Raw genomic sequence first — 16,146 nt, 5'->3', positions numbered from 1 at the left:
CCCGAAAGCTTTACGGATAGTTTCGTTTGAACCGATTTAGAAACGGTGGTCGGGATTGGCATGCTGGGCCTGATGTTCTGGCAGTTGAGTGGTCCGCTCTAAATGTTCCGTAGCGCTTCCCATCCCTTTCAAAAATTCAAAGAATAAGGCAATCGAACGGTTAATTTCAGGGTCCTTCAACGACCTGACGATATCAAAGTAACCAATCGTGTCATCATCATCCTTGCTCTCTGCCACTCTTGCGATTCCGGCGTTCAATTTGAGAAGAATCGGCTCAAGCTGTTTTACATTGATGGTACCTAGTACCCCCACCATTAACAAAAGATTTTTTAACGTATTGGCGGTTTCCTTCGTGTCGGCCTTTTTAATAAGGATTTGCAGGACTTTGTCTCCCTCGGCAAATAATCCGCTCAATAAAGGAATCACACCCCGATCATGCATATGGTTCAGCAAATCAAGTGTATCAAGCAACGCATCCTTATTTTTTAACAAGGAGTCTTCTATTTCTTGTAGATCTTGTTTACGCTGCTCCTCTTCCGTAATCTCGATTCGCTCGATTTGCTTGATTGCCTTAGCCATTCGACCGCTCCCTTTCCTTGACAAGATCACCCGGGAAGACATAGTCCTTTCGGGCCCATTTCTTTTGCACCTGAACACCTATTTGCGGCTGAGGATTTCCATACCGGAAATTAATGTGTGGCAATGGATTGATCCCATCTTGCTGTAAAATCTCCATTTTAACCCGAGTGTCCTTGTAGGCTGGTGTGTCGGTATCCTTATCCGCTGCACTGCTTGTCAAGTAATTGACAGCTCCGTCCCCTGTATCATTCATTGGCAGATACACTTCATTGCCCTTAACTCGGGCGGTAATCGTACATTTAACTTTTACATTACCAAACGGTGAAGTCAGGCGGACGAGTGTTCCGTCATTTAAGCCGCGTTGTGCGGCAAGTTCAGGTGATACCTCAAGGAAAACCTCCGGCGTCTTTTCTGAAATACCTTTTGATTTGTACGTAAGATTTCCTTCATGAAAGTGCTCCAATAGGCGGCCATTGTTAAGATGGAGATCATATTGCTCTTCAAAAACAAGCGGCTTGGTCCATTGGACTGGATAGAGTCGTGCTTTTCGATCTGGGAAATGAAATCCATCTGTGTAGAGCAGCGGCGTATCGGTCCCATCCGATCTTACCGGCCATTGCAAACTCTTGTAACCTGCTAATCTTTCATACGTGACACCTGCATAAATCGGCATCAGCATCGCGGCTTCCTCCATGATGTCACTTGGATGTTGGTAATTCCAATTGGCACCAAGCCGGTTTGCCACTAACTGAATAATTTCCCAGTCCGGCTTAGAATCACCCAGCGGTTCAAATACTTGATACAGTCTTTGAATACGGCGTTCCGTATTGGTAAAGGTTCCTTCTTTTTCAAGGCTTGGACTGGCTGGCAGGACGACATCCGCATATTGGGCCGTACGCGAAAAGAAGATATCTTGAACCACAAAGAAGTCAAGCTTTTCGTAAGCCGCATGGACATGGTTAATGTTGGAATCAACTAATCCCATCTCCTCACCTTTTACATACATGGCTTTCATTGTGCCTTCGTGAATTCCCTCAATCATATCGTGATTATTAATGCCAACTTCCGATGAAAGCTTCACGCCCCATGCTTGTTCAAATTTTGCCAGCACCTCAGGGTCGTCGACACGCTGATATCCCGGAAAATTTTCCGGCGCGCTGCCCATGTCGCCTGCACCTTGCACGTTATTATGGCCGCGGAGCGGATATGATCCTGCACCTGGCCGTGCATAGTTACCCGTAACCAGCAACAAGTTCGAAATGGCTGTACTTGTGTCACTTCCGCCCAAATGCTGCGTCACACCCATTGCCCAAAGAATCGCTGTTCCATCTGCCTCATGAATCATTTCCGCGATTTGGATGAGGGTCTCTTTCGGAAGACCTGTTACCTCTTCGGCATAACCCAATGTATAGGGAGCAAGGCTTTTTCTGTATTCTTCAAAGCTATTTACATGCTTTACGATAAACTCCTCATCTGCCCAGCCCATATCGATGATGTATTTGGTTACAGAAGAAAGCCACACCAAATCGGAACCAGCGTTTGGGTGAATGAATAAGTCAGCACGGGCCGCCATCTCATGCTCCCGCAGGTCTGCCACAATCAATTTTTGACCGTTTAGTTTATGGGCACGCTTCACCCTTGTGGCTAAAACAGGGTGGGCTTCCGCTGTATTCGATCCGACAATGATGACAAGGCCGGCCTTAGCTATGTCCTTAATGGAACCAGCATCACCGCCATAACCAACCGTTCTGTGCAGACCAACCGTTGCCGGTGTCTGGCAATAACGGGAGCAGTTATCGACGTTGTTTGTGCCAATCACCTGACGGGCTAATTTTTGCATTAAGTAGGATTCTTCATTTGTACATTTAGAGGAAGTGATAAAGCCAAGCGATTGTGGTCCATATTGACTTCGAATCTCGCGGAAACGCTTGGCGATTAAATTCAGCGCCTCCTCCCATTCTGCTTCACGGAAGCTGTCACCTTCCCGGATCAGCGGCTTCGTCAGCCGTTCTTGACTATTAACAAAATCCCACCCGAATTTTCCTTTCACACAAGTGGAAATCCCATTCGCCGGTGCTTCTGCATTTGGTTCCACTTTTAAAATCTCGCGTCCTTTTGTCCAGACATCAAAGCTGCAGCCGACACCGCAAAACGTACAGACCGTTTTGGTGCGTTTCACTCGCGCATCACGCATGGCGGATTCCATGTCAGAAACCGTCAGGATCGAACCATAACCGGTCTCCACTCCTTTGGTCAATTCAATCATCGAACGGAGTGTTCCTTTTTCAATCCCAGTCAAATAGCCGGCTTCCCCAATCATTCCTTTTTCCATCATCGCATTACAAGGACAAACGGTCGAACAATGCCCGCACGATACACAGGACGATTCGTTTATGGGTACGTCATTATCCCAGATGACCCGTGGATGTGCCCTATCCCAATCAATTCTCAGGGTTTCGGTGACCTGTACATCCTGACAGGCCTCGACACAGCGTCCACACAAGATACATTGATCAGGATCATAACGATAAAACGGGTTCGACATATCCTCTTGATACGGTTTCTCCTTCCAAGGAATGCTCTGATGGTTAATGCGCATCTCCTTTACGGTGTTATGTATTTCGCAGCCACCGTTGTTGTAATCACAAACCGTACAATATAATTCATGATTACGGAGAATGTTGTCCATCGCCGCTGTTTGCGACTTTTTCACAAGGGGGCTCGTCGTACTGATCTCATCTCCCTCCTTTAACGGAGTCGAACAGGACCGGACAAGTTCACCATTTACCTCGACGATACAAGTGTCGCAAGTTTCAATTGGCCCGAGACTGGGATGGTAGCACACCTGCGGAACTTCAATGGAGTTGTCGTTGAGGTATTGGAGGACCGTCTGGCCTGCCGCTGCAGGAACAATCTCTCCGTTAATCGTAACCACTATGTTTTTTACCAATATGGCTTCACCCTTTCTACTAATAGGATAGATAGAAGATTCTCCCCTTTTTAATACCCCATCGTTTAAAAAATACACACCAAATCAGGGGAGTGTATAAAAATAATGTTGAAATCAGGTTTGCAAACTGTGAAATTGTGGTAAATAACTAAGAAAAGGACGAATCTTGATGAAATATATTATTTTAAAAACGAAAAATGGGAATGGAAGATATAGATATCGAATAGTGGACTCAATAGAAGCTTCTTCTTTAGAGGTCGCGCGTGATCTCTTATACAAGAAATTTAGACGAGAGGTAAACAAAGAGGACGGAGAAACCTACATAATTATTCCTTACAACAAAAATATGAATCTGAAAGAAAAGGAAATTCCGTTGGAAGGTGTTCACTATGGAGTCCTACAGTATCGGGAACCGGGGGATGGTTTGTTTTAAATGGATAAGCGGAGATTTTTCGGTTAAATGCAGAATGGAGCTTGTTTAGGGCTGAATAAGGGTAGTTTTTCCGATTATGCAAAGCAAAATCTCCTATTTTTGAATTTAATGGAAAAAGCAATGGAGTTCGTACCATTGCTTTTCCATTTTAATATTTTAATTTTTAATAACTAAATCAGCTTGTGCCAAAGGGGTTTCGGCCTCCATATAATAATCTTCGGCTTTCCAGTATCTATTTTGAAATTTTTCTATATTACTTTGGGTGGCTTCATTTTCACGATTGAATCTCTTTTCTCTCGAACTATCTAAATAAATTATAATATCGTAGAAATTTCTCCACTCTTTCCTTTGTAAAAATACTCCGTCGATAATTATTACACAAGTATCAGGTATATCAGTTATCTCAATTCTTTGAGCATCGGAGCCGTAATCATAAGTAAGTAACTGTAATTCCTTAGACTTCTTTAGTTTTGCGAATAAATTGTCTTTTAAATACTTAGCATCCCATTGTAAGTTGTAATACTCATACCACTCTTCATAACCAGTGTTATAACGCTTTTTTCTCTCTACAATATAGGCGTCAATATGAAGAAAGCAAACTGAAATGTTTTTTTCTTGCAGATGTAGTCCAACTTTATTTGTCAATGTAGTTTTCCCTGAACGGCTTAGTCCGTCTATTCCAAGAATAATTCTTTCACCTTGTTCAAGTTTAGGAATTTTTTTAGCTATACTAAGTATTTTATCTTCCAAAAACATCCCACTCCCTATAATATCTACCATACCCGCAAACGGAACCCTTTATTGAACTCATTGGGCACTCCATTTTTTATGATAAAACGAAGAACCTAGTTTTTCACTAAAACTTCAGCCACCGCTGCTTTAACCTGATTACTGAATACTTGCTTTAAATAATCAGCGGTCGTTAGAAATAGCAGCCCATTTCCTTCTAACTTAGGTGAATCACCGAGGGGAACCGTTCTTTTGATTAATTGCGCATAGAGTTCAGTCACAGTTAAATCTCTCTCAAAGGATTCGGTCGCAATCGCTTTGATAAGCGCTAATGCACCGGAGACATGCGGAGTGGCCATGGACGTTCCACTGAGCTTCGCATACTTCCCATCCAAATAAGTGGACAGAATCGTTTCGCCAGGAGCGACGAGATCGACTTCATTATTGGAATTACTAAAGTCAGAGATTCGTCGGTCCAGGTTGATGGCTCCCACACTGATTACTTCATTGTATGATCCAGGATAATCAAATTCATTGGTAGCATCCTGTCCATCCCCTTCATTGCCGGCCGCACATACGACAAGAATATGATTCTCGACTGCCTTTTGAATGGCTTCATGTAACGCTGGAACATCCTCAGGACCGCCCAGACTCATCGAAATAACATCAACCTTTTGTTCAATTGCATAGTAGATTCCATTAATAATCCATTCGTATTGGCCCGACCCGTTTTTATCGAGGACCTTGACAATTAATAGATTAGCTTCTGGAGCAACGCCGACAACCCCTTGTTGATTTTCTGTCGCTGCGATTGTGCCAGCTACATGGGTCCCGTGACCATTATAATCCCGATAAACCTCTTTATTCCCATTATCATCATTCGTGAAATTCCTGCAGCCGATAATCCGTTCTTTCAAGTCAGGATGAGTGACATCACAGCCGGTATCGAGGATCGCAACGGTCATGCCCTTTCCTTTTGTTTGTTCCCAGACCTTTGGGGCCTGAATCATTTCGATTCCCTTTGGCACCTCGGTTACTTCTTCTACCTCAGCAATCAATCGGTAAGGAATTAAGCGTACTTTTCGTTCCATATTATCCCCTCCTGATAGTTTCATTGAAGTGATTCTAGGATGATACTAATAGTGTAACCCTTTCTGTTCTCTTAAAACAGATTCTTTTTACGTACATTTGTTCCTGTTCTATTCTCCTATTTTATGATATCTGCCCTTTTCTGCTACTATTTATACAAAAATATTGGAAAATGAAAGCTTAGACTGACCTGTTAATATAACACAAAAAAAAGAGTCGCCAAGCAACTCTTTTTCAGCTTCAACACTTAACTTAAGTCCTTTTTCCTTTATACGGTCGTTTTTTACTAATTCTACAATGTTATAGATCTATTCAATTTTTTTTACCATTAATGAGGTGATTAAATCGATTATTACGATTGCCAGACAAGAACAAAGAAATCTTTCTAAATCAAATAAAGCAAACCCCGCCAAGACGATAAGCCCGTCAATTAATATAATAACAATTGCAATATTGACCGAAGTAGTTTTTGAAATAACTTTAGCGAGTAAATCAGTTCCCCCAGTGCTTGTCTCATATCTAAGCATAAGTGCCACTCCTACACCGATTAAAACTCCTCCAATTAAAGCACCTTCTAAGCTAGAAACATCGAATTGGGAACTGATTGGAGAAAGTAAATCGATAAATAAAGAAGAAATCAATAACCCTTGCAAACTATTAAAAAAATATCCTTTATAAAATACTGATGAAAGCATGCAAATTGGAAGACTTAATATAAACATTGTCATTCCTATCTGAACTTCAAAATAGTAATGAAGAATAAGAGCTATTCCGATGATTCCCCCATCGATCAAGTGGTTAGGAACTAAAAATCCATTTACCCCAATTCCTAATAATAAACTCCCGATAAGAGTAGCGACAAATTTTTGAAGAATAACAATCACCTTATTTTAGCTTTTAACTTATATTATGTCTCCTCTGTTAAATTAAGAATCATTTTGCACTAAGCAATTGATTTGCTCTCTCTGAAATCCTATTAAATTGTTTTTGAAAAAAATAAATGATTCATATAATAGTTCCAAAGCATAAATAGCTTAAATTGCGATACAAAAATAAAGACAATTGAGAATAATATTTTTCTACAATTAGCAGAAGCCTGCTTGGATTTACCGTCTTAATTTGCAAGAAAAAGGAGTATTTTTTCTATTCTTTATAAAATATGGAGATTCATGTAGATAAGTTTTATAACGTGGGGGCAGGAAAAAATCATCTCTATACAAAATATTAAAAATAAGACAGAACAGATGTCTTACGAATAAGTTGAAAGGTGGTATATCCTTGAATGAACTAACCCTACAACAACTCGTCGAAGGTCTTCCAAAGTCTTTATTAAATGCATCTGATCGGGATTTGGAAGGATTTCAAAAAATCATCGAAGAAACGATAAAATTAAGAGAAGGTCATCGGAACTTGCAAAAGATGGTGAAAAATTTCTCACTCTCTACCATTCAGCGAACGTAAAATTCATTGGTTAAAAATGATTAGGAAGGTAGAATTACCTTCTTTTTTTAAGCCGTTCATAAAGTTAAGAGATTTATCAAAATATTTTTGGATAAATCATTTTCAGAAAAAGGATTTCAAAAGTATGTAGTAGAGGATCGGGCTACCCCATATCCTCCCCAGATAATCTATTTTCCTTTAAAAACAGTATCCGTGATGCCAAGAATGGTAGAATCCAAAACCACCATGGAAAGGATAATGGTGATGGTGAAAACCGTAACCATAAGGATGATAACCATAGCCCATCATAGGGTAACCAAATGAACCATAATAAGGATCATTTCTACCCTTACTATTTTTATTCAAAGCTTAACCTTTTAAATAAGGAATAAGTAAATCAATGGCATCTTGCAATTTTTCGGCATTTTCCTTATATAATTTTTTCGCAGCTTTAGAATCAGTTTGTAACGAAAAAGATTCTAGATCGGCTTGGCATTTTTTTAATGATGACATTAATAAAGGCTTTTGTTGTGGAGACGGGATTTTGATTTTGTCATCATAAACATCTATGGTTAATTGTCCATATGAATCTACTTGTGCCATAAATACATTATCAAGCATGACACCAAGTTTTTTTAATTCAATATCTAACCACTCACGGTTCTTTTTGGCTTCTGTAAGAGAATGATCCATAATTTTCCCGTCCATTATGACCGTCTGAGGAACTTTTTCATTCCCAACCTTTATATTTAAATCTTTTAGAGTAACCGGTTGATTTTCTTTTTTTAAGAGAACATTTAAGTCCCCATTTTGTTCTAAAACGGCAAACTCTACATCTGCTACTTTAAACACATTTTGTTTCCTTAGTAATGAATTTAAATCATCAATGCTGTAATATTTCTTTTTTAAGCTGTCTTCCATTACCTTCCCATCTTTAATAAAGACAGTTGATTTTCCTTCTGCGAAATCTCTAAATTTTTTACTCTTTAAAGAAAGAACATCAACAGCGTAGGTGATCCCTCCAAAAAGAATAAGCACAATAATTCCATGCATGATTTTTACATCAACACCGGTAATAACTTCAGCGGCTACACTGCCAATTGTAATACCTGAGATATATTCAAAAAAAGAAAGCTGAGAAATTTGTTTAGAACCCACAAGTTTGGTCATTAAAAATAATACAGCAATAAACAACAATGACCGTAAGGCAACTTCAACCCAATCAATCACATATTTCACCTCGAGCTTAAGATGGTTTATATTGAGGTTCTTGAACTTCCAATTCAGTAATCCGTTTTTGTAAATCTTCTTTCACTTCTCCTACTATTAACATGGCATTGTGAAATGTTTCTTGAGCTTTTTCATCCTGGGAATTTAAAGCAAAAGTTGAAAGTTGTGCTTCAATTCCTTTGATCGATACTAAGCATTGTTTTACGTTGGAATATATCGTCATCATGAACTTCCTATCGTTTAGAACTTTTTTTTACTAGAAAAGGGGTTAGCATAAGCCAACCCATCATTTACTGATTATATTGTGGTTCTTCTTTTTGTATTTCCTCTAAACGCGGTACTAGACTGTCAATAATCGATTGAGTTTGTTCTGCAGCATTTTGATACAATTGCTTTGCCTTTTTATTTTCAGTTTGTAAAGCAAAGGTTTCAAAACTAGCTTGTGCACTTTTTAAACCCGCTAAAGTTTGATTTACTTGAGTAACAACTGTCAACTTTCATTCCCCTCCCTTGATTATAATTTCATTAACAAATGTATTCTCTGTTTATAAATGAGAAAGTATTAGTGGAAAAGTTTTCAATAAATTTATAATCTTAGCAAGACTGTTTACTTACGAAAAAAATCAGCCAGACTATGACGGAATTAACCGTTATGATCTGGCTGAAATCTTTTTAAGATAACATTATACCTACTACTCGTTCATAGAACCGCTGTTATTGGTGGCATTTCGGTTTTTAGAAGCATTGTTATCCCCGCCAGCTTCTTCACCGATTTGGTTTCCAAGTGCACCGCCTGCAAGTCCACCTGCAACAGTACCGATTGGTCCTAAAATAGATCCAACCATTGCCCCAGCTGCACCGCCGCCTACCGTACCTACCGCTTCACCAACGTCACTTCCGCCTTGGTTCGTTGCATTGTTACCAGCTTGGTTTGTTGCATTGTTGCCTGCTTGGTTTGTTGCATTGTTGCCTGCTTGGTTTGTTGCATTGTTATCAGCTTGGTTCGTTGCATTGTTATCAGCTTGATTCGTAGCGTTTCTACCATATTGATTGCGTTCGTTATTTTCAGTCATCTATTTTCACTCCCTTGTTGTATAGGAATGAGCTAACTCAGGTTTGCACCATTCCCATAACATATTTTGTCCAACCTAATCGGTATTACCCAATTATCATGGATTTCCTAAAAGACCCTTACAATTATGTCGTAATATTTTGGTGGATAGGTGTAAAATCTAATCCATATACGGCTGAAAAGCATGGTCACTTAATGAATATAGACAGTAGCTTTTTAAACTTATGAACGACTACATCCTAATGTCATTGTACCTAGTTATATAAAAAAGTTGGCGCTATTGTCTAGCACCAACTTCAAATTACTTCTTTATCTTTTCACATTTCTCTAATATATTTTCTGTCTGTTCGATTAAGGAGAACGTTTCATTCCAAGAGTTTTCCGTGTTGATATCCTGAGAATGAGCCAGATTGTTCCGAAGTTCTTCCAGCTTTTTGAAAAACTGTTTCCCCTTCGTCTTGTTCTCAATCCCCAACTGTTCTCTCAATGAATCCTCATTTAGGACGATGTCTCTTTTATCGCAAATCTGCAAGCAATCACTTAATTGAATCGCTTCATTTTTGGATTTTCGAAGAGCATAGAGATCTTCCGCAAATTTGATCCGATTAGAATTTAAATGGTGCTTCCAGGTATCATTTGGAAAATAATCATTTATAATCCGATATAAATGCATCTCTAATAAGGAAATCAATCCAAAAAGCAGCATCCGAATCGGCTGCTTTTGTAGGTCCGCCAAGGTGACCACTTTTGTTATTCGATTCCCTTCTAGAATAAAAATTCGTTCGATTTCTTTGAAAATAAACAGCGTCTGTAAAAGTGACGTGGATTCTGATACAAGCTCAGTCGGACTAAACCTACGATAGGATTCTTTACAGGTTCCTTCGCGCAGCTCCTCTCTTACTACATAACCAATGACAATTCCGTTCTCTTCTACACCCAAAATATCAAAGTCTTTCGTTACCATCATCTGTTTAATAGCATTAGCATCATCATGCAGCTTACATGTATCTAAATGTTCGGCAATACTATTAACAGTGATATTTTGTTCATATAAGGAACGAAGATTTTGATACGAACTGACATTATCGCGCTGCTGTACTGGTATGACTGTCATACTAATCCCCTCCGAGAAATCTCCTTTTCCACAAAATCTTAAATTTATTATAACCATAATCCTAACAAGAAAATAGAGTAGTCCTATGAAAAGCATGCTATCCCAAGACCTTTTGAAAATATACATCCCTAATCATGGCTCAAAATCCTCCAAAACACATAGGTGCCTCTATAGGTGAATACAATGTATTAAATTATTTACAAGGGGGGATGGGATGCCTGATCAATATAATCCGTTAACAACTCCACAAATGATCAGCATAATTAGAAACGGGCTGAATAAGTCAAAAGTACCGAAGAATATTACGATCGTCGGAGCCGGGATAGCAGGACTGGTTGCCGCTTCCCTATTGAAAGATGCCGGTCATAATATCATCCTCCTGGAAGCCAGTGACAATGTAGGCGGCCGCATCTATACCATCCGTTCCCCTTTTCACAACGGCCTGTATATGAACGCTGGACCGATGCGTATTCCGGAATCACATGAGTTAACCTTCGAGTATTGTAAGAAATTCGGGTTAAATTTAAACGTATTTATTAACCGAACCGATGTCGATATTCTTTATGTCAACGGAATCAAAACACGACTGAACATTTTTGAACGTTATCCAGATATGCTTCATTTTCCTGTAGCCCCAAACGAAAAAGGGAAAAGCGCCGAAGACCTGTTAAATTTAGCTTTACAGCCCATTGTCGATTTTATTAACAAAGATCCTCAAAAAAATTGGCGCTTCATTGAAAAAGAATTTAGTGATTACACCTTTGGCTCGTTCCTAAAATTTTATCATTATCAATATGGAACGACATTTTCAGATGGAGCGGTTGATATGATTGGTGTGCTCCTTGATTATGAAGCCTATATGGGAATGTCCTTTCTTGAAGTTTTGCGAGAAGCCTCGCAATTCCGAACAACTCGTTACTATGAGATCACCGGTGGAATGGATTTGCTTCCGAAAGCTTTTCTACCACAATTAAAGGATGTCATTCGATTGAATCAAAGGATGACTAAAATTAGCCAACATCCCACTAGTGTATCGATCCATTCCTCCCATCCTAAAACATTAGCTCCTTCCACCATCACCAGTGATCTTGCCATCATCACCATTCCCTTTTCCGTACTTAGATTTGTTCAAGTAGAGCCCTACCATTCTTTTTCCTACTATAAGCGGCGAGCGATTCGGGAATTGAATTATATGGCAGCAACCAAAATCGGAATAGAATTTAAAAGCAGGTTTTGGGAACGGTTCAATCAACGTGGAGGTAAGTCGATAACGGACCTACCGATCCGCTTCACCTATTACCCGAGTCAGGGGATTGGGACAAGTGGACCTGCTGTTGTGGTGGCCAGTTATACATGGGCGGATGAGGCTTTGACATGGGATGGCTTATCAGATGAGGACCGCATTCAATATGCTTTACGGAACTTAGCTGAGATTTATGGAGACCAAGTTTATTCTGAGTATATCGTTGGAACTTCTTTTAGCTGGGTCGATAATCCCTACTCGACTGGAGCGTTAGCCACTTTCGAACCGGGTCAGGAAAATGAGTTGTTTCCTTATATCACCAGACCGGAAGGAAGAGTCCACTTTGCGGGTGAACATACGACCATTACTCATGGGTGGATGCAAGGTGCCATTGAATCGGGAATCCGCGTAGCTTATGAAGTGAATGATCTGCCAAAATAATCACCGATAGGAAGGGTTGCTTGAGATACGAGCAACCTTTTAGTTTATTCAATATCAAGCATTCTCCCTCCAATAGTACACTGAGATGTGAAAAATTTAACACGTCCTTATATTTTTTTGAAAACGTTCACAAAAAATAGTGGTAATCGCTTACAATATCCTATATAATTATATTAAAATTACAACTAGAAAGGTGAAACAGCATGAAAGAATATATTTTCTTACTAGAAGAACCAGTCGGAACAAGAGAGATTAAGATATTAGCATCAGGAATGATGGAAGCTTTTAAGAAAGCAAAAGAATTTCGAAAAAATATTGTCCAAGATGCGAAAATCAATGTCGGTATGATGTTAAAAGGTGTTAGATATACGGATTAACCTTAAATAAATAATAAAGAAAGGAAACATCCTACCTTTATGTTCTTATTAAGATTAATAGTAGACAAATAAAGGAGAACACATTCACCGATTGATGAAATGTGTTCTCCTTTTTATTTATATTTTAGAAACGGTTTTCTTTAATGCACACTGGTCCTTGGAGAGCTGCATTTTTAGAGAAGCTCTTCTTACTAATCCATAATAGCAAAGGAAGGCCAGAAAACTTGCAGCAAAGATGATCACGCCCATAGGAACACCTGTAAACGCCCCTGCAACGCCCACAAGTGGAGCCGCTAATGAGCCCAGAACAAATGGCAATAATCCTAATAAGGCGGAAGCACTGCCGGCAATATGGCCTTGCGTTTCAATCGCTAAAGCAAACGATGTGGTTCCAATAATACTGATCGAACCGATAAAAAAGAAAATGGGAATCGCGACAGCCAGAAGCGGAGCTTTTAAGAGCAAGGCGATTAGTAACCAAGCCCCGGCTAGATTAGAAAGGGCTAAGCCAATCTTTAAGAACGTCCGCTCCGAAATCACGTCAGCAAAGCGGCCGACCAGCTGGCTCCCAATAATTAACGCTACCCCATTTGTCCCGAATAATAAACTAAATTGCTGTGGAGTTACTCCATAAATATTCTGATAGACAAATGGAATTCCAGATACATAGGCAAAGATCCCTGCCGTCGTAAAACCTTGTATCAGTGCGTACCCCATGAATGTTCGATCCCTGAATAAAGAACCAAAATTCTTCATAATTTGTGGTAAATTACTTGGAACACGGTTTTCTTCAGGTAATGTTTCTTCTAATTTTAATGAAACAACGAAGAGCAACACCGCGCCGATACAGGCCAAAACAACAAAAACGCCATGCCAATTGGAAAAAGCAAGGATCCCCCCTCCAGCAATCGGTGCCACGATTGGCCCGAGGTTCCCGACTAACACCATCATCGTAAAGAACTTGGTCAGTTCCCTTCCGCTGAAAAGATCTCGAACAATCGCTCTCGAGATGACCAGTCCACCTGCTGCAGCAAAGCCCTGGACTAAACGCGCGATGATAAGGAAATAAATATTTGGCGCAAACGAGCATGTTATGGAAGCCAGTAAGTACAAGGTGATAAACAATAGCAAGGGTTTCCTGCGTCCTTTTACATCACTCAAAGGACCTATCACTAATTGCCCCAATCCCAAGCCTAGTAAGCAGGATGTTAAACTAATCTGTACCAGTGATGCGGTAGTATCAAAATCTTTTACAATCGTTGGAAAGGATGGTAAATACGTATCAATTGTAAAAGGTCCCAAAAGTCCAAGTGATCCTAAAAGTATTGCCAGCTGTATTCGTTTCTTTCCACTCGGTTTATTCAATGTCCATCGCCTTTCTAAAAAAAGTATTTTCTTATGTTGTATCTTTTTTCGTTACATTACCCCTGTTGTCTGCAAATTGGATGATTTATAGAATCCCCTCCTATATGTCTGTACCCAATTGTTCCCTAATGTAACGAAAGAACTTTTCCAATTATTTCGACATCCTAAATAAAATAATGTTTATTATAACCCGATATTGCTCAGTGGTAAACAATTAAATTTATTTGAATCAAATTATTAATTTGTTCGAGGTAAAGGACAGTTTAATACCTAAATATTACGTTCGAAATCAGATAAAAGGAGCTTGGGAAATAGCCTAAGTAGTTCAGTTATCGATTCGTACGAAAATTAGCAAGTGAATTAGCAAAAAAACGCTCGGGAAACCGAGCTTTTTTTATAGCCTGTCGGAAAACTTATTTGTAAGAAGAATTCCTAACCTCGGTCAGAACTATCAGCTGTCCGAAGACGCCACGACTTCGTTCAGGACTGAAGAAATTTGGCCACCTGCTGTCCGAAGATGCCACGACTTCGGACAGAACTGAGGAAATTTAGCCAGCCGCTGTCCGAAGATGCCTCGACTTCGGACAGGACAGAAGAAATTTAGCTTTCTGCTGTCCGAAGATGCCTCGACTTCGGGTACACCAGATATAATTTTTCCTTATACTGTTCAAAGCTGACCTATTTTCAGAGTTTTCCGTCTGAAGTACCAAGGTCCATCCCAAGTGTATGTAATTGCTAGTTTTTTAAACTATTTAAATAATAATTCAAAAGATCAGGATATTCTTTTATTTCTTCCCTGCCCTTTTCGCTTATCACATAGGTACCTCTCTTAATTCTTTCAAACCAACGATAATAGTTTTTAACAAGAATGGAGGAAGTTTTGTCGCCCGTTCCTAATTGCATTAATGCTTTCGGAGATAAGGGACCCAAATCCATTAGATAACAAGCAATCATGATACAATTCTCTTTATAGGCAGTCATGATTTTGGTTCGATTGCTGCCGCCCACATTGAAGTCTGCACTTCGCCCATTAATTTCCTTCAACACAGCTGCTCTCTTTACTTTGCTTTGCCCCATACTCTTACGGCGGTTAAACGTCGATGGATGAAATACTACCTCTGCCTTCCCTCGTTTTGATGGGCTTGAAACCAAAATTAACCCCAGTTCCAGCCTTCTAATCAAGTGGCATTTATCCGCCCACTTTCGAGAATTTAAACGATGCTTTGGTTTGGGGATGGCAATATAAACTTGATCTGTTATTCGCTGGCGTTTGGCCGCCTGGATAAGCAAATCAACACTTAACGTAAGCTTCAATTCAATCACAACGATTTCGTCATCTTTTACGGCAACGATATCACAATCTTTTACTTCACCGTAAACTTCGTAGCCTTCTTTTGCGAAAAATGTCTGAATTGGTTTATATAAATCCATCTCTTGCAGCTTTTTTGTTTCCGTCATCCGTGATCACCATCCAATTCAAACCTAACAATTTGATGTTCAAACTTCTTTTTGTATCAAAGTAATGAGTTTCATAACTTATAATTTAACCCATATTTTGTTTTTGGAAAAGGTTAAAATGAATTACTCAACATCTTTGTGGTGATTGCTTTTACCTTATTAAGGTTAAAATGATGAAGACAATCGCTATGATGGAGGAAAGATCATGAATGACAATTTAACGGAGAAAGAGTTGCATAAGATTATTGAAAGAAGAAGCACAGGAAAGACCAGCTTTGTGGAATTTTTGGATGAATTAGCTAATAGCGGGGTTACAGAATACGATATTGATGTTGCTACGGGTGAAGCGACCTACAAAAGTGAACACTCAGAGCTAAAAACGGATCCTCAAGTTGACTTTGTGATTTCAAAAGACTTTGATCGAGATCAGGCACTACAAGTCATTGGAAACATGACCATCCCCTTTTTGGACTTTCTTAGAGAGATAGCTAACGCAGGAATTAAGACTTATAACGTGAATATTAACGAAAAGAGAGCAATTTACCTTGGGATGAATGGTGAACAAATCGTGGAACAACTTCAAACGTAATCTTGCACTATCGTTACCATTGGGCATCGCTCATTTA

17 protein-coding genes are annotated in these 16,146 nt (G+C 39.5%); 5 read left to right on the top strand and 12 right to left on the bottom strand.

What is annotated here, in order from left to right:
* Positions 1-36: 36 nt before the first annotated feature.
* A complete protein-coding gene (locus L1999_RS14755; RefSeq protein WP_235739250.1) occupies positions 37-579 on the bottom strand; it encodes a helical membrane plugin domain-containing protein in 543 nt (180 codons plus the stop codon).
* The gene (gene fdhF, locus L1999_RS14750) at positions 572-3,529 is read right to left on the bottom strand and encodes a formate dehydrogenase subunit alpha (RefSeq protein ID WP_235739249.1); all 2,958 of its coding nucleotides are present in this window, start codon (positions 3,527-3,529) and stop codon (positions 572-574) included. Before fdhF ends, L1999_RS14755 begins: the two co-directional genes overlap by 8 nt.
* A 169-nt stretch (positions 3,530-3,698) precedes the next feature.
* Here fdhF and L1999_RS14745 point away from each other — a divergent pair, with 169 nt between their 5' ends.
* Positions 3,699-3,962: a hypothetical protein gene (locus tag L1999_RS14745; protein WP_235739248.1), complete on the top strand. Its 264-nt coding sequence runs from the start codon at positions 3,699-3,701 to the stop codon at positions 3,960-3,962.
* Between the two features lie 156 nt (positions 3,963-4,118).
* On the opposite strand, the gene L1999_RS14740 is transcribed toward L1999_RS14745, so the two are convergent.
* From L1999_RS14740 to L1999_RS14730, 3 genes are all read right to left on the bottom strand, one after another.
* Positions 4,119-4,718, bottom strand: coding sequence for a kinase (locus tag L1999_RS14740; protein ID WP_235739247.1), 600 nt, complete (start codon positions 4,716-4,718; stop codon positions 4,119-4,121).
* 89 nt (positions 4,719-4,807) lie between these two features.
* A complete protein-coding gene (locus L1999_RS14735) occupies positions 4,808-5,782 on the bottom strand; it encodes a S8 family peptidase (RefSeq protein WP_235739246.1) in 975 nt (324 codons plus the stop codon).
* Between the two features lie 306 nt (positions 5,783-6,088).
* Positions 6,089-6,664, bottom strand: a complete 576-nt coding sequence (locus L1999_RS14730; protein ID WP_235739245.1) for a YitT family protein — start codon at positions 6,662-6,664, stop codon at positions 6,089-6,091.
* 394 nt (positions 6,665-7,058) lie between these two features.
* Here L1999_RS14730 and L1999_RS14725 point away from each other — a divergent pair, with 394 nt between their 5' ends.
* Positions 7,059-7,241, top strand: a complete 183-nt coding sequence (locus L1999_RS14725; protein WP_098527274.1) for a hypothetical protein — start codon at positions 7,059-7,061, stop codon at positions 7,239-7,241.
* A 348-nt stretch (positions 7,242-7,589) separates the two neighbouring features.
* Here L1999_RS14725 and L1999_RS14720 read toward each other — a convergent pair whose 3' ends face one another.
* The 5 genes from L1999_RS14720 to L1999_RS14700 all read right to left on the bottom strand — a co-directional run bounded on the left by L1999_RS14720 (position 7,590) and on the right by L1999_RS14700 (position 10,636).
* Complete coding sequence (locus tag L1999_RS14720; protein WP_235739244.1) at positions 7,590-8,450, bottom strand: DUF421 domain-containing protein; 861 nt, start codon at positions 8,448-8,450, stop codon at positions 7,590-7,592.
* A gap of 16 nt (positions 8,451-8,466) precedes the next feature.
* Positions 8,467-8,676: a DUF1657 domain-containing protein gene (locus L1999_RS14715; protein WP_430539964.1), complete on the bottom strand. Its 210-nt coding sequence runs from the start codon at positions 8,674-8,676 to the stop codon at positions 8,467-8,469.
* Positions 8,677-8,740: 64 nt separating this feature from the next.
* On the bottom strand, positions 8,741-8,944 hold the full coding sequence (locus L1999_RS14710; protein ID WP_235739243.1) for a DUF1657 domain-containing protein: 204 nt from the start codon (positions 8,942-8,944) through the stop codon (positions 8,741-8,743).
* A 198-nt stretch (positions 8,945-9,142) separates the two neighbouring features.
* Positions 9,143-9,523 (bottom strand): hypothetical protein, encoded by a 381-nt coding sequence (locus L1999_RS29880; protein WP_430539963.1) that lies wholly within the window; start codon positions 9,521-9,523, stop codon positions 9,143-9,145.
* A 300-nt stretch (positions 9,524-9,823) separates the two neighbouring features.
* Positions 9,824-10,636, bottom strand: coding sequence for a hypothetical protein (locus L1999_RS14700; RefSeq protein WP_235739242.1), 813 nt, complete (start codon positions 10,634-10,636; stop codon positions 9,824-9,826).
* A 214-nt stretch (positions 10,637-10,850) separates the two neighbouring features.
* Between L1999_RS14700 and L1999_RS14695 the strand changes: the two genes are divergently transcribed.
* Positions 10,851-12,320, top strand: coding sequence for a flavin monoamine oxidase family protein (locus tag L1999_RS14695; protein WP_235739241.1), 1,470 nt, complete (start codon positions 10,851-10,853; stop codon positions 12,318-12,320).
* A 203-nt stretch (positions 12,321-12,523) separates the two neighbouring features.
* Positions 12,524-12,697, top strand: coding sequence for a hypothetical protein (locus tag L1999_RS14690; RefSeq protein WP_235739240.1), 174 nt, complete (start codon positions 12,524-12,526; stop codon positions 12,695-12,697).
* A 117-nt stretch (positions 12,698-12,814) separates the two neighbouring features.
* Here L1999_RS14690 and L1999_RS14685 read toward each other — a convergent pair whose 3' ends face one another.
* A complete protein-coding gene (locus L1999_RS14685; protein ID WP_235739239.1) occupies positions 12,815-14,062 on the bottom strand; it encodes a Bcr/CflA family multidrug efflux MFS transporter in 1,248 nt (415 codons plus the stop codon).
* 735 nt (positions 14,063-14,797) lie between these two features.
* The gene (locus L1999_RS14680; protein WP_235739238.1) at positions 14,798-15,520 is read right to left on the bottom strand and encodes a DUF2161 domain-containing phosphodiesterase; all 723 of its coding nucleotides are present in this window, start codon (positions 15,518-15,520) and stop codon (positions 14,798-14,800) included.
* A 205-nt stretch (positions 15,521-15,725) separates the two neighbouring features.
* Here L1999_RS14680 and L1999_RS14675 point away from each other — a divergent pair, with 205 nt between their 5' ends.
* Positions 15,726-16,109 (top strand): DUF1398 family protein, encoded by a 384-nt coding sequence (locus tag L1999_RS14675; RefSeq protein ID WP_235739237.1) that lies wholly within the window; start codon positions 15,726-15,728, stop codon positions 16,107-16,109.
* The last annotated feature ends 37 nt before the right edge of the window (positions 16,110-16,146 follow it).

Source organism: Neobacillus drentensis, assembly GCF_021560175.1.
Lineage (GTDB): Bacteria > Bacillota > Bacilli > Bacillales > Cytobacillaceae > Neobacillus > Neobacillus drentensis_A.
Note: the sequence above shows the minus strand (reverse complement) of the source record. Positions and strands in the feature narration are given on the sequence as shown.

Excerpts from the sequence above, each read along its gene's own strand:
- L1999_RS14740 (WP_235739247.1), bottom strand. The coding sequence starts at position 4,718 with ATGTTTTTGGAAGATAAAATACTTAGTATAGCTAAAAAAATTCCTAAA.
- L1999_RS14695 (WP_235739241.1), top strand. The coding sequence starts at position 10,851 with ATGCCTGATCAATATAATCCGTTAACAACTCCACAAATGATCAGCATA.
- L1999_RS14755 (WP_235739250.1), bottom strand. The coding sequence starts at position 579 with ATGGCTAAGGCAATCAAGCAAATCGAGCGAATCGAGATTACGGAAGAG.
- L1999_RS29880 (WP_430539963.1), bottom strand. The coding sequence starts at position 9,523 with ATGACTGAAAATAACGAACGCAATCAATATGGTAGAAACGCTACGAAT.
- L1999_RS14700 (WP_235739242.1), bottom strand. The coding sequence starts at position 10,636 with ATGACAGTCATACCAGTACAGCAGCGCGATAATGTCAGTTCGTATCAA.
- L1999_RS14745 (WP_235739248.1), top strand. The coding sequence starts at position 3,699 with ATGAAATATATTATTTTAAAAACGAAAAATGGGAATGGAAGATATAGA.
- L1999_RS14690 (WP_235739240.1), top strand. The coding sequence starts at position 12,524 with ATGAAAGAATATATTTTCTTACTAGAAGAACCAGTCGGAACAAGAGAG.
- L1999_RS14680 (WP_235739238.1), bottom strand. The coding sequence starts at position 15,520 with ATGACGGAAACAAAAAAGCTGCAAGAGATGGATTTATATAAACCAATT.
- L1999_RS14715 (WP_430539964.1), bottom strand. The coding sequence starts at position 8,676 with ATGATGACGATATATTCCAACGTAAAACAATGCTTAGTATCGATCAAA.
- L1999_RS14675 (WP_235739237.1), top strand. The coding sequence starts at position 15,726 with ATGAATGACAATTTAACGGAGAAAGAGTTGCATAAGATTATTGAAAGA.
- L1999_RS14735 (WP_235739246.1), bottom strand. The coding sequence starts at position 5,782 with ATGGAACGAAAAGTACGCTTAATTCCTTACCGATTGATTGCTGAGGTA.